Genomic DNA, 12723 nt, shown 5'->3' with positions numbered 1-12723 from the left:
TTGTATGAATCATAACTGTTTTTGTTGCTTTTGTAAAGCTTTTTGTTATTTTTTGTTGTTTTAAGTTGCAGAAAGAGCTATCATATTGTTGTAGTTTGCCGTTAAAAACACTGAATTCAAGGAGGAAAGATGAAAAGCAAAAGTTTTTTTAAAAGTTATTTTACCGTTTATTTGGGGTGCTTTCTGCAGGCCTTTGCAGTTAATGTCATCCTGAAGCCCAACAACCTTACGGTGGGAGGGTTCACAGGCCTGTCTTTGGCCCTGGGAAGTATTGTAGGAGTAAGATTCAGCATAATCTATTATATCCTGTGCCTCACCACACTTATAATGGCCTTTAGATTTTTGGGAAGGGAGGCGGGGCTGAAGATAATCATCCTCTCCCTCACCTATCCCCTGATCCTTCTGGTCTTTGATTTCCTTAACTTCTTTACCATCCTACTGGATGATAAGCTCCTGGCATGTATCTGCTACGGGGTATGTGCAGGAATCGGTATGGGACTGGTGCTCAGGGAGGGATTCTCCCAGGGAAGCTCGGATACTATAGCAAGGATTGTAAAGAAACTTCTCCTGCCCCACATGAGCCTGGGGAATGTTCTTCTGGGAATAGATATCCTTGTTCTTCTTATCTCAGGAGCTGTTTTTGGTATGGAGGCTGTCCTCTACGCCCTGGTTATGCAGGTAGTCTACGCCAAGGTGGTGGATTCTATCCTCCTCTGGTCGGGGGATCCCCTGGTAAAGGTTACCGTAATAACCTCCAAGACCGATGAGGTAAAGGTGTATATCAAGGAGGTTCTTCAGAGGGGGGTTAGCATAGGAAACAATACCGACGACTTCAACAGCCTTCAGCTGAAGCTCATTTCCATCTGCTCTGCAAAGGAAGCCCATGCCATAAAGGAGCACGTAGCCAGGCTGGACAATGAAGCTTTTATAAATATGGTTCCCGTTACCTCCGTATGGGGAAAGGGTTCTGGATTTCAGCCCCTAAACCAAACAAAAAACAACATAAAGTAACAAAAAGAAACAAAAAAAGCTTGAATTATACAATTTTATATGTTATTTTGTTTTTGTAAGCAAATATTAACAGGAGGAATAAAATGAAGATAGGTATCGAAACTGAAAGTTTTCATCTGTACTTCCAGTATGGAAAGATGGATATTTTTGACTTTATAAGAAAGGCAGCAGAGCTTGGATTTGAAGGGGTAGAACTTAACATTATCCCTGGATGGGGACTTCACCCAGAGCTGGGACAGATGGGTCCAGACAACAAGGAACACCTGGACAAGGTAAGAGACGAGATAAAGAAGTACAACCTATATGCAGAGATCGACTGCAACGGAACAAGCTATGCTGAGCTTAGCAAAGCTGTAAGAGTGGCACACCACATAGGAGCAGATGTAATCAGAACATACATCAAGTTCGATGAGTTTGATGAGACACTTTATGAGCAGACTAGAAGGGATCTGAAGGAGATCGTACCTCTTCTTGAGAAGTACAGAATCAAACTGGGACTGGAGAACCACGAGTATGAGGTATCTGATGAGATTATCGACATCGTAAAGGAGGTCGACTCTTACTGGGTAGGACTTCACTACGACTTCGGAAATGCAATGATGGCATGGGAGGATCCTATTGAAGCAGCTGAAAAGATGGCTCCATACACATATACAACTCACTTCAAGGATCACATCATCCTTGAGGATGCAGATGCCAAGTATGGATACCTTGTTTGCGGAGTTCCTGCTGGAACAGGAAATATAGACCTGGACAGAGCCTTCCAGATAATGGTAGAGAAGTCTCCTCTTAAGAGGATCAACATGGAGATGTGCTTCCCTTACTGTACAGACTTCAAGAGAGAGCCTGGAGCAGGGGGAGTTCACAAGGTTGGAGAGGGAGCATTCAAGCTTGGTGAATCACCATACGACAGAAATATTATCAAACCTCTGGACTACTACTTCCCACACAAGGCAGTGGACGAAGCCTTCATAGAAAAGATGATGGCAGATCAGTTTGAGGGAGCAAAAAAGGGAGCAGAGTACCTGAAGTCCCTTAGAGATAAGTACTGTAGAGGGGAGTTCTAAAACTCTTTAAAACTGATTTTTTTTAACAGAAGGAGATAAGATGAAAGTTATTAATACAGAAAAAGCACCTGCTGCTCTGGGACCATACTCCCAGGCAATTGAGGTAAATGGAACACTCTATGTTTCTGGTCAGATCCCTTTTATCCCAGAGATTATGACATGTGTTTCAGATGATGTACAGGAGCAGACTAAGCAGTCCCTGGAAAATGTAAAAGCTATCTTGGTGGAAGCTGGATACACACTAAATGATGTGGTAAAGGCTGGGGTCTTCATCAAGGATATGAATGATTTCCCTCTAATCAACGAGATCTATGCACAGTATTTCTCTGAGAATAAGCCGGCAAGAGCCTGTGTAGAAGTAGCCAGACTGCCTAAGGATGTAAAGGTAGAGATAGAAGTTATTGCAGTTAAGTAATAGACTATAGAGCAAAGATCTAGAATCAACTAAAGCCTCTTTACACTAAGTTAAGACCTATGCGGTAATACCTTAATGTAGAGGGGTGTTTTTTATGGAAAAATATAGGGCTGGCAGGTGTGCACAGCACCTAATACTAAATATCGAAGGGAGAGGAATTTTATGAAGCTTTCAAGCTACCTGGACCCAAAGCTGATCTTCACAGATCTGGAGGGACGGAATAAGGAAGAAGTTATTGCAGATATGATAGAGAGGGTGGCCCTCCACGACAGGGGAGTTGCTGCCATGAAGAAAGAGATAGAAAGGGGAGTCATAGAGAGGGAGAGGGAGATCTCCACTGCCATGGGAATGGGAATAGCTATGCCCCATGCAAGGATAGAGGGATTCAACGATTTTGTCATCGCCCTTGGTTTAGTCAGGGAGCCTGTCAGGTGTCAGGTAGCTGCCCTTCACAGGGATGAGGATGTTAAGCTCTTTGTCCTCATCGTCTCGGAGGTCCTGAAAAACAAGAGGATGCTCAAGATGATATCGGGAATAATGAAGGTAGCAGTGAAGAATCCTATGGTTCTCGAGAAAATAAAACTATCTAAAGATCCCCACGAGATATTTGAGCTCATAGAGGGTGCTGAGATAGAGATAGACGGAAGGATTACAGCTGAGGATGTTCTGAGCCCCGATCTCATACCTGTAACTCCTCAGGACACCCTTGAAAGGGTAGCAAGAAGACTCATTGTAGAGGAGAGAAGCGGCCTTCCTGTAGTGGATGAGGGAAGGCGCTTCCTGGGAGAGATCACCGAGAGGGAGCTCATAGAGTTTGGAATGCCTAAGTATACCTCGGTGATGCAGGACCTGAGCTTTCTCACTGTGGGGGAACCCTTTGAGGAGTACCTTGTAAATGAAAGGGTGGCAACTATCGAGGAGCTCTACAGAAGAGAGGATCTCCTCATAGTGGACAGGAAGGCTCCCATTATGGAGATCTGCTTCCTCATGGTAAATAAGGGGAAGACCAGGATCTATGTGGTAGAGGATGGAAGATACTACGGGATGATTCAGAGAAGTGACATTATTAAGAAAGTTCTGCATATATAGAGGGAGGTTTACACTATGGAGTTAATTTTATCGTTATTTATATTTATACTTGTATTCTATCTCATAATTACAGAGAAGGTTCCCGGTGCTCTTGCTACAATGGCCGGGGGACTGGCCATGGCCATGACTGGGATAATCCACGAGGAGCATGCCCTGGAAGCTATAGCAGGAAGGCTGGAGATAATCTTCTTGCTGGTGGGTATGATGATAGTAGTTCACCTTATATCTGAAACAGGGGTGTTCCAGTGGTTTGCAGTAAAGGTAGCCCAGCTGGTCAGGGGAGATCCCTTTGCCCTGATAGTTCTTCTGTCTATAATAACCGCTGTATGCTCTGCATTCCTGGATAATGTAACCACCATACTGCTCATGGCTCCGGTATCCATCCTTCTGGCAAACCAGCTGAAGCTCGATCCCTTTCCCTTTATCATGACGGAGATAATGGCGGCCAATATAGGGGGGGCGGCAACCCTTATTGGAGACCCCACTCAGCTGATAATTGGAAATGAGGGGGGACTGGGATTCAATGATTTCCTCGTAAATACAGCTCCCCTGTCTATCCTGGCCCTGGCTATGCTAATCGGGAGCGTATATCTCCTCTATGGAAGGAAATTAGAGGTGTCCAGAGACCTAAAGGCCAGGATAATGGAGCTGGATGCCAGCAGATCCCTAAAGAATATGACCCTCCTCAAGCAGTCGGGAACCATCTTCACCCTGATCATATTAGGATTTCTTCTGAACAACTTTATCCACAAGGGACTTATGGTGATCTCCCTTACAGGAGCCATCTACCTCTGTATAATAGCTAAGAAGAAACCCGAGGAGATCTTCAAACATGTGGAGTGGGATACCCTCTTCTTCTTTATAGGGTTATTTATGATGGTAAAGGGGGTAGAGGAGGTGCACTTTATCGATATGATCGGTAGAAAACTCATCCAGGCTACCGCCGGAAACTTCAATCTTGCAGTAATGCTCATTACCTGGGTGTCGGCCCTCCTTACCTCGGTAATTGGAAATGTTGCCAATGCAGCCACAGTATCCAAGATTATCCATGTAATGACCCCGGCCTTTGAGGGGATGAATACCCAGGCCTTCTGGTGGGCTCTTTCACTGGGATCTTGCCTGGGAGGAAACCTTACTGTCCTGGCATCTGCAACTAATGTAGTAGCTGTAGGTGCTGCAACCAAAGCAGGGTGCAGGATAAGCTTTGTAGATTTTCTGAAGTTTGGAGTAGTCATAGGTATTCAGAGCCTGATAGTTGCAAGTGCCTATCTGTGGCTGAGATACCTTTAAAGAAGGTAACTTTTAAATAAAAAAAGCAGGGCTTGAAGCCCTGCTTTTCTATTCCTTGGATTTTTCCCTGTAAATTTTTCCATAGTGGTAGCCTCCGGTAAATACCAGCGCTCCCACAAAGATAGCACTTCCTCCCCCGTGAAGAAGGTAGTATATTCCTGAAAGTATTATAGTAGAAACAAGCAGTATAAGGATGAATCTTTTTTCTATAAAACTATTCAAATTCCCTTCCTCCATATCTTCCACTAAAGACAGTTCTCTATCCTACTTCTCCGTAAATCTTCCTGTAAAGAATCTCAGGCAAGATGGCTCATACTCCCACTGAAGTCCCTTGATAGTCTCCCTCTTCTCATATAACTCTATGATAGAGTCAGCTACATAGTCCAGGTGGGCATAGGTATAAACTCTTCTTGGAATAGTCAGTCTAACTGTTTCCAGTTTAGGCTTATGGTTTTCACCAGTTTTTACGTCTCTTCCAGCTGAAACTATTCCCCTCTCCATAGTTCTTACTCCAGACTCCCTGTAGATTGCCGAGGACAGTGCCTGTGCTGGGAACTCCTCCTGCTCAAGGTGTGAAAGGAATCCTCTTGCATCTAGGAATATTGCATGGCCTCCAAATGGTTTTACCATAGGTACTCCAGCTGCCTCCAGTTTCTCTCCCAGGTATCTTATCTGATTTACCCTGTGGCTGATATAGTCGTAGTCCATAGCTTCTCTTATTCCAATGGCCATAGCTTCCATATCTCTTCCAGCCAGTCCTCCGTAACTTGGCATTCCCTCAAACTGAACTACCATAGCGGTAGCCTGAGTATAGAGATCCTTGTCATTTACACACAGGAACCCTCCTATATTTGTAATACAGTCCTTCTTACCACTCATTGTACACCCGTCACCATAGGAGAACATCTCTCTTACGATATCCTTTATGCTGACATCCTCATATCCTTCCTCTCTTGTCTTTATAAAGTAAGCATTTTCAACGCATCTGGTAGCATCATACATCACCTTGATACCGTGCTTATGTGCCAGCTCACTTACCGCTTTTATATTTCCCATAGATACAGGCTGCCCACCAGCTAGGTTTACTGTCACTGCAAGACAGATATATGGGATCTTCTCTGCCCCTACATCATCTATAAGAGCCTGGAACTTATTAATGTCCACATTTCCCTTAAATGGAACGTCGTCTCTATTTGGATCATGAGCTTCATCACAGATTACATCTCTGAAGTTGGCCCCGTTTCTCTCCTGGTGGAATCTTGTAGTTGTAAAATACATATTTCCAGGTACATAGTCTCCAGGTTTTATAGTCAGAGAGGATAGGATATTCTCAGCTCCCCTTCCCTGGTGAGTAGGGATAACATACTCAAATCCAAAGTACTCCCTTACAGTCTCCTCTAGGTTATAGAAGTTACGGCTTCCTGCATATGCCTCATCCCCTGTCATAAGCCCTGCCCACTGTCTATCACTCATTGCGTTAGTTCCCGAATCTGTTAAGAGGTCGATATAGCACTCATTTGATCTTAAAAGAAAAGTGTTGAATCCAGCTTTTTTTATAGCTTCCTCCCTCTCCTCTCTTCCTAATAGATACATTGGCTCCACAGCTTTGATTTTAAATGGTTCTGGCATAAACTTTTTTTTCATAAACTCATAGCCTCCTCTTATCTTTTTAATTATATTTTAATATCATTATATCCTTTCAAGATCGTTTAATAGGATAATACTCTATTTTTTTTATTTGTCAACACCAACTTAAAATTTATTATTTTGATAAAAATATCAATAAATTCTAGAAAAAATAAAGGAAAATATCAAATTATTAACAATATCAACTATGAATATTTGACTTATGAAAGATAATATGGAATCTTTATATAAGGAATTTATTTTTAATATCATAATCATTTTTCAATATCGTTTTGCTGGTTGTTATTGGTCCTGTGGTCGTTTCTTTCGAGTGATTTTTCATTACTTTTAAGGGGAGAGATTGTAAATTATGATGGATTTTTTAGAAAATATCGTAAATTTTGTAAATGGCGTTTTTTGGGGTAAAAATATTCTGGCTGTAATGCTGCTGGGAGCCGGGGTATACTTTACCATTAGAACACGTTTTCTTCCAATAAGAATGTTTCCAGAGATCATCAAAGTTGTCACTGAAAAAACCGAGGGTAGGAGGGAGGAGGATATGACATCCTTCCAGGCCTTCTGTGTTTCCACCGCTTCCAGGATAGGGGCAGGAAATCTGGCTGGAGTAGTTGCCGCTGTATCCATTGGGGGACCGGGAGCTTTATTCTGGATGTGGGTAGTTGCCCTTGTGGGGTCCTCATCGGCCTTTATAGAGTGTACCCTGGCCCAGATCTACAAGGAAAAGGATCCAGAGGGAGGTTATAGGGGAGGTCCCGCCTACTTCATGGAAAAAGCTCTCAATAAAAGGTGGATGGGAGTTCTCTTTGCCATCTCCGGTCTTATATGCTGGGCTGGTATCAGCCAGATAGTTGCAAACTCAGTCACTGAATCCTTCGACAATGCTTTCGGCATTCCAAAACTCTACTCAGCCACAGGAATGGCTCTTCTTGCTGCAATGATCATTTTTGGTAAAAAAAATAAGATAGCCAGAGTTCTAGATAAACTGGTACCTGTTATGGCAGGGCTCTATGCCCTTGTTGTTCTCTTTATTATGGTAAAAAATTTCACCCTTCTTCCCTCAGTATTCCTGAGCATCTTTAAGAATGCCTTTGGTATCGAGCAGGTAATGGGAGGAGGAATAGGTGTTGTGATTATCTCTGGTATCAAGAGAGGTCTCTTCTCCAATGAAGCAGGTAGCGGAAGTGCCCCATGTGCTGCAGCTGCAGCTGCTGTTGCCCATCCTGTAAAGCAGGGGCTCATCCAGGCACTGGGAGTTTTCATCGACACCCTTATAATATGCAGTGCTACAGCCTTTGTTATCCTCCTGGCTGATAAGGGAGCCACAGATGGGCTTGTGGGAATGAGTCTTCTTCAGGCAGCTATGGTAAACCATATAGGAAGTTTTGGTACTACCTTCATAGCCATTATACTCTTCCTCTTCAGTTTCAGCACCTTCCTGGGAATACTCTTCTATGCCAAGTCCAATGTGGCATTCCTCATGGAGGGACAGCTTCCTCAGAACCTCTACAAGGCCTTTGCCATCACCATGATCTTTGCAGGGGGAATGAATCAGTACCTCTTTGTTTGGGGACTGGCTGATATGGGAGTAGGGCTCATGACCTTCATAAATATCTTTGCCATAATTCCTCTCTGCGGAGTGGCCCTGGATTCCCTCAAGGACTATGAGAGTAAGTATATGAATAAAAAGGCTACCGAAGCAGAGTCTGAAACCACCCTTTAAAGGATAGAGTCTGAAAGTAAAAAACTTCGGCAGCAACAGAGTAGTAATAGAATTAACTGCTCCAATGTAAATAAGAAAATTTAATTCTCCAATAAAAAAAGTCCTTCGGGACTTTTTTTATTGAAACCTTCTATAACTATGTTTTGTTTCTGTAGTAGTTTTTAATGTGATCCTTATACTTGCCTGAACACTCTATCCTCAATTCATCGATTATTGTAAAAAGGATCAATCCCACTAGAACTACCTCTCCTATATAGATTCCCATCTTCTCAAGGTATTTATGACCAATAATAGCTGTTGTTAAAAATTTAATAAAAATAATAAGTATCCAGGATCTTTTCACCTGTATGTCCAGACTGTCATTTTTTACATAGTGAGCTATTGTTTTAATCATACTTCCCCCCCTATTATTTTTTAATATCCATCCTTCTGTGACGTCATCTCAAAAATAAAAGTTTAATTTTTTCTGCCTTCATTAAGGGAAGAAATTAGGTTTTTTAATTAACAATAGCCTCTTGAACGATATACCAAAAATTTTAACTCAAGGACTAAACTTTCTTGAACAATAAAAGCCCGGAGAATAATCTCCAGGCTTTTATTAACTGTTGATTTTTTCAATTTTTTTAGAGGATTTAGCCAGAGACAGGATCACCAGATCCTCCCCCTCCTCTGTAAGAGCAGGCTCCTTTACTTTGAGAACCTCTCCATTGGGATCCCTCTCATAGAACTCTATAATATCAAAGGCCTTTGTTGTTCCTATGGAGATGGTGGTAAGCTCATCCACAAACTCCTTAAAGAGCCACTGCCTGAACTCTGTAAAGTCCTCAAACCTATACTTCCCCCTTATGATATCGTTATAGAAGACTATAAGAGGTCTTATGGTTCTGGAGCTCCTGCTTCCATCTGTTATAAATATCCTCTTCTCAAAGAGGGTCAGCAGCTTTGTGGCTACCTCCAGAGTAATCCCGTTCTTTCCGTTTTCAAAGTTACAGATACTGGCCTGACCCATTCCCAGAAGACTGGCTACCTCCCTCTGGCTGTATCCCGATCTCTGCCTGTAATCTCTCAGCAGTCTTCTAAAAAGATTATTTAGATCCTGCTCCCCTATATTCCTAAGCAAACAACTTCCCCCTCTACTGCTTTTGTTCCCACTCCCATGCAGTTCTGATTATCTCCTCTACACTTGTGTATCTAGGTTTCCATCCAAGGATACTCTCGGCCCTCTCACTGGCTGCCACAACACATGCAGGGTCTCCTGCTCTTGCAGGTACTACCTTAGATGGTATCTCTCTCTTAGTTACCCTCTTGGCTGCCTCCAGCATCTCCAATACAGAGAATCCATTTCCATTTCCCAGGTTATAGATTCCGCTCACTCCCTCCTTGAGGGTATCCAGTGACAGGATATGGGCATCTACCAGATCCACCACGTGGATATAGTCCCTTACTCCCGTTCCGTCTGGGGTATCATAGTTGTCTCCAAAGATTCCCAGTTCAGCTCTCTCTCCCTTGGCTACCTGAAGGATGATAGGTACAAGGGCTGTGATCCCCTCACCCTTCTGACCAATCTCGTAATCCTCGTGGGCTCCTGCCACATTGAAGTATCTGAAGATGGAGTAGTTTAATCCGTAGGCCTTAGCTGCATCGGCAATTACCCTTTCAGCCATGAGCTTACTCATCCCATATGGGTTTATAGGATCTGTAGGAAACTCCTCATCCACAAGTTTGTCTCCTTTTACCTCACCGTAAACTGCCGCTGTGGATGAAAATACAATATTTTTCACCCCGTACTCCACCATTATATCTATAAGGTTCATAACCCCATATGTATTGTTCTCATAGTACATAGTAGGGTTTTCCACACTCTCCCCTACCTTTATATAAGCTGCAAAGTTCATCACTGCATCTATCTTCTCAGCCTCAAATACTCTTCTCAGGCTATTTTTGTCCCTCAGGTCAGCCAGGTAGAACTTTGCTCTCCTATCCACAAGCTCACTGTATCCATTCTCCAGGTTATCCAGCACCACTACTTCATATCCTCTGTCCAGCAGCTGTACAACAGCATGACTTCCTATATATCCTGCTCCCCCTGTTACCAGTACTCTCTTCATATGTCCTCCCTTTTCCAAACCTTAATTATTCATTTTATTCTAACATTAAAAAAGCTTCAAAATCAATGACATTAATGTGGCATTTTTGTACTATTTCAAAGAATGGGGACCCCTGAACTGCTTCAGGGGTCCCCAACTTAGATATCAAATTTAATTTTATGCTTCCTCAACTGTGAGATCCACATCTGAGTTATAGACCTCTGTATCCATCTGTCCCAGTAACTTTCCAGTTACCACACCAGTTGTCATAGCTCCAGATACATTTACAGCTGTTCTTCCCATATCGATTAGCGGTTCTATGGAGATAAGAAGTCCCACAAGTCCCACTGGAAGTCCAAGAGATGAAAGTACGATAAGAGCTGCAAAGGTTGCTCCCCCTCCTACTCCCGCTACTCCAAAGGAACTCACTGCAGTTACCACCACAAGAGATACAACAAATGATAGGTTTATCTCAATTCCAGATCCTGGAGTTGCTGCAATCATAATAGCAAGCATTGCAGGGTAGATTCCCGCACAACCATTTTGACCGATTGTTGCACCCAGAGATGCTGACAGGTTAGCAACCCCCTCGGAGATTCCCAGCTTTCTTCTCTGAGTCTCTACATTCAGAGGGATGGTTCCCGCACTACTTCTCGAGGAGAAGGCAAATGTAAGTACCGGCAGGGTCTTCTTTACGAAGGTCATAGGGTTAAGGCCAGCCATAGCTACCAGTATCATATGCATAATAAACACCGCGATAAGAGCCACATAGGAAGCTCCTACAAACTTAATAAGGTTTAGTATATCCTCTACATTACTTCCAGCCACTACCTTAGTCATAAGAGCCAGTACTCCAAATGGAGTCAGTCTCAGTACCATAGTCACCATTCTCATTACCACATCATGGGCTGAGTTTATCATAGCTCTGAAGAGTTCAAAGCTGTCTGGTCTCTTCTTTCTAAGCCCTAAAGCTGATACTCCTATAAAGGCTGAGAAAAGTACCACTGAAAGGGTAGCATTGGATCCCTGACCTGTGATTGCATAAAATGGATTTCTAGGAATTACACTTATAATTGTAGATGTAATGTGCTGTCTGGATGCTGCCATATCCTGAAGCTTTGCTGTTCTCGCTGCTTCCGCTGCTCCAGAAGCAAGTCCCTCAGCTGATAGACCAAATCCCAGGGAAGCTAGTACTCCGAATAGAGCTGCCACTGCTGTGGTTCCCACAAGGATACTGATTATCATTCCACCCATCTTCCCCACAGAATCACCAGATTTTAGGTTGATGATTGCCGATGTGATAGATACCATGATTAGCGGCATTACTATCATCTGAAGAAGGTTTACATATCCTCCCCCTATAAGGTTAAACCATCTGATTGATTCTCCTACCACCTGAGAATCTGAACCATAGATCATCTGGAGAATAGCCCCAAAGACCACACCCATTCCAAGAGCGGCAAATACCCTCTTGGTAAACTTTACATACTTTTTCTGCATAGTGTACAAAAACGTAGCCAGAAGTGCCATGACTACAACATTGATTAAAACCTGAATTACCATATTAGTAGTTCCTCCTAAATTTAATTTTCCTTAGTATATCACTAAAGAATATATTTGTCAAAAGTGTTTTATCAAGTGTTTTACTTTTTTTCTATTTATTAATGAAATCCTTTAAAAACCTGAACTTTTAACCGATCTATACGATTTTTTTAATCCTTCCTTGAAGATATTTAAATAAATACCTTTTCATACTCCCTTCAATAAAATCTTTAGCTAAAGTATCAGTGTCATAAAATTTATTTCTATAACTTTTTCTAATCTATATCTACAAAATAAAAAAACGGCTTTTTCCAGCCGTTTTTTTCTCTGATATCCCATTTGTCTTTCTGCACCGCTAAACTGTTTTTGCCTCTTTTTCCTTCTCTTTTAACTCTTCGAAATACTCTCTTGTCTCGCTTATTATTACTCCACTGAGGGCAATTAGCCCAATCAGGTTTGGTATTGCCATAAGTCCGTTAACTATATCTGCAATAATCCAGATAAGCTCAAGTCTTATAAATGGACCTATAGCAATTAAGAATATAAATATCCCCTTAAAGTACTTTATTCCCTTTACACCCCAAAGATATACCGTACACCTTTCTCCGTAGTAGTTCCAACCAAGAATCGTAGTAAAAGCAAAGAAGATAATACCGATATTAACAATCAGACCACCTATTCCTCCAAAGGTAAGAAGACTGCTGAAGGCTGCGTTTGTTACTTCAGCCCCTGCAAGGTTAGGATCATTCCAGTATCCAGAGGAGATAAGTACAAGACCAGTCATAGTACAAACTACAATTGTGTCAAAGAACGTTCCAGTCATGGAAACAAGTCCCTGTCTTACGCAGGACTTTG

At 42.4% G+C, this 12723-nt stretch carries 13 protein-coding genes; 6 read left to right on the top strand and 7 right to left on the bottom strand.

The window, feature by feature from the left end:
• The first annotated feature begins 129 nt into the window (after positions 1–129).
• The 5 genes from QMG11_RS17500 to QMG11_RS17480 all read left to right on the top strand — a co-directional run bounded on the left by QMG11_RS17500 (position 130) and on the right by QMG11_RS17480 (position 4872).
• The gene (locus QMG11_RS17500; protein WP_281837614.1) at positions 130–1011 is read left to right on the top strand and encodes a YitT family protein; all 882 of its coding nucleotides are present in this window, start codon (positions 130–132) and stop codon (positions 1009–1011) included.
• An 83-nt stretch (positions 1012–1094) separates the two neighbouring features.
• Positions 1095–2078, top strand: a complete 984-nt coding sequence (locus tag QMG11_RS17495; RefSeq protein WP_281837613.1) for a sugar phosphate isomerase/epimerase family protein — start codon at positions 1095–1097, stop codon at positions 2076–2078.
• 40 nt (positions 2079–2118) lie between these two features.
• Positions 2119–2493: a RidA family protein gene (locus QMG11_RS17490; RefSeq protein WP_281837612.1), complete on the top strand. Its 375-nt coding sequence runs from the start codon at positions 2119–2121 to the stop codon at positions 2491–2493.
• A gap of 162 nt (positions 2494–2655) precedes the next feature.
• Positions 2656–3582 (top strand): PTS sugar transporter subunit IIA, encoded by a 927-nt coding sequence (locus tag QMG11_RS17485; protein WP_281837611.1) that lies wholly within the window; start codon positions 2656–2658, stop codon positions 3580–3582.
• 15 nt (positions 3583–3597) lie between these two features.
• Positions 3598–4872 carry an ArsB/NhaD family transporter gene (locus QMG11_RS17480; RefSeq protein WP_281837610.1) on the top strand — a complete coding sequence of 425 codons (1275 nt, stop codon included), beginning with the start codon at positions 3598–3600 and terminating at the stop codon, positions 4870–4872.
• A gap of 48 nt (positions 4873–4920) precedes the next feature.
• On the opposite strand, the gene QMG11_RS17475 is transcribed toward QMG11_RS17480, so the two are convergent.
• The gene (locus tag QMG11_RS17475) at positions 4921–5094 is read right to left on the bottom strand and encodes a hypothetical protein (protein ID WP_281837609.1); all 174 of its coding nucleotides are present in this window, start codon (positions 5092–5094) and stop codon (positions 4921–4923) included.
• 42 nt (positions 5095–5136) lie between these two features.
• Complete coding sequence (locus tag QMG11_RS17470; protein ID WP_281837608.1) at positions 5137–6516, bottom strand: tyrosine phenol-lyase; 1380 nt, start codon at positions 6514–6516, stop codon at positions 5137–5139.
• 352 nt (positions 6517–6868) lie between these two features.
• Here QMG11_RS17470 and QMG11_RS17465 point away from each other — a divergent pair, with 352 nt between their 5' ends.
• Positions 6869–8239: an alanine/glycine:cation symporter family protein gene (locus tag QMG11_RS17465; protein ID WP_309302098.1), complete on the top strand. Its 1371-nt coding sequence runs from the start codon at positions 6869–6871 to the stop codon at positions 8237–8239.
• A 136-nt stretch (positions 8240–8375) separates the two neighbouring features.
• On the opposite strand, the gene QMG11_RS17460 is transcribed toward QMG11_RS17465, so the two are convergent.
• From QMG11_RS17460 to QMG11_RS17440, 5 genes are all read right to left on the bottom strand, one after another.
• The gene (locus QMG11_RS17460; RefSeq protein WP_281837607.1) at positions 8376–8633 is read right to left on the bottom strand and encodes a hypothetical protein; all 258 of its coding nucleotides are present in this window, start codon (positions 8631–8633) and stop codon (positions 8376–8378) included.
• 204 nt (positions 8634–8837) lie between these two features.
• A complete protein-coding gene (locus QMG11_RS17455) occupies positions 8838–9359 on the bottom strand; it encodes a helix-turn-helix transcriptional regulator (RefSeq protein ID WP_281837606.1) in 522 nt (173 codons plus the stop codon).
• A 13-nt stretch (positions 9360–9372) separates the two neighbouring features.
• Entirely contained in the window at positions 9373–10347 is a 975-nt protein-coding gene (gene galE / locus QMG11_RS17450) for a UDP-glucose 4-epimerase GalE (protein WP_281837605.1), read from the bottom strand.
• A gap of 156 nt (positions 10348–10503) precedes the next feature.
• The gene (locus QMG11_RS17445; RefSeq protein ID WP_281837604.1) at positions 10504–11889 is read right to left on the bottom strand and encodes an L-cystine transporter; all 1386 of its coding nucleotides are present in this window, start codon (positions 11887–11889) and stop codon (positions 10504–10506) included.
• 334 nt (positions 11890–12223) lie between these two features.
• Positions 12224–12723, bottom strand: a 500-nt coding sequence (locus QMG11_RS17440) for an alanine:cation symporter family protein (RefSeq protein ID WP_281837603.1), incomplete at its 5' end; no start/stop codon positions are given.

Source organism: Propionigenium maris DSM 9537, from assembly GCF_027925155.1.
Taxonomy (GTDB): domain Bacteria; phylum Fusobacteriota; class Fusobacteriia; order Fusobacteriales; family Fusobacteriaceae; genus Propionigenium; species Propionigenium maris.
This window is presented reverse-complemented; position numbering and strand designations above follow the sequence as displayed.

What these genes read in the sequence shown, in the direction of transcription:
- QMG11_RS17500 (WP_281837614.1), top strand. Translation starts at nt 130, where the DNA reads ATGAAAAGCAAAAGTTTTTTTAAAAGTTATTTTACCGTTTATTTGGGG.
- QMG11_RS17495 (WP_281837613.1), top strand. Translation starts at nt 1,095, where the DNA reads ATGAAGATAGGTATCGAAACTGAAAGTTTTCATCTGTACTTCCAGTAT.
- QMG11_RS17490 (WP_281837612.1), top strand. Translation starts at nt 2,119, where the DNA reads ATGAAAGTTATTAATACAGAAAAAGCACCTGCTGCTCTGGGACCATAC.
- QMG11_RS17485 (WP_281837611.1), top strand. Translation starts at nt 2,656, where the DNA reads ATGAAGCTTTCAAGCTACCTGGACCCAAAGCTGATCTTCACAGATCTG.
- QMG11_RS17480 (WP_281837610.1), top strand. Translation starts at nt 3,598, where the DNA reads ATGGAGTTAATTTTATCGTTATTTATATTTATACTTGTATTCTATCTC.
- QMG11_RS17470 (WP_281837608.1), bottom strand. Translation starts at nt 6,516, where the DNA reads ATGAAAAAAAAGTTTATGCCAGAACCATTTAAAATCAAAGCTGTGGAG.
- QMG11_RS17465 (WP_309302098.1), top strand. Translation starts at nt 6,869, where the DNA reads ATGATGGATTTTTTAGAAAATATCGTAAATTTTGTAAATGGCGTTTTT.
- QMG11_RS17460 (WP_281837607.1), bottom strand. Translation starts at nt 8,633, where the DNA reads ATGATTAAAACAATAGCTCACTATGTAAAAAATGACAGTCTGGACATA.
- galE (WP_281837605.1), bottom strand. Translation starts at nt 10,347, where the DNA reads ATGAAGAGAGTACTGGTAACAGGGGGAGCAGGATATATAGGAAGTCAT.
- QMG11_RS17445 (WP_281837604.1), bottom strand. Translation starts at nt 11,889, where the DNA reads ATGGTAATTCAGGTTTTAATCAATGTTGTAGTCATGGCACTTCTGGCT.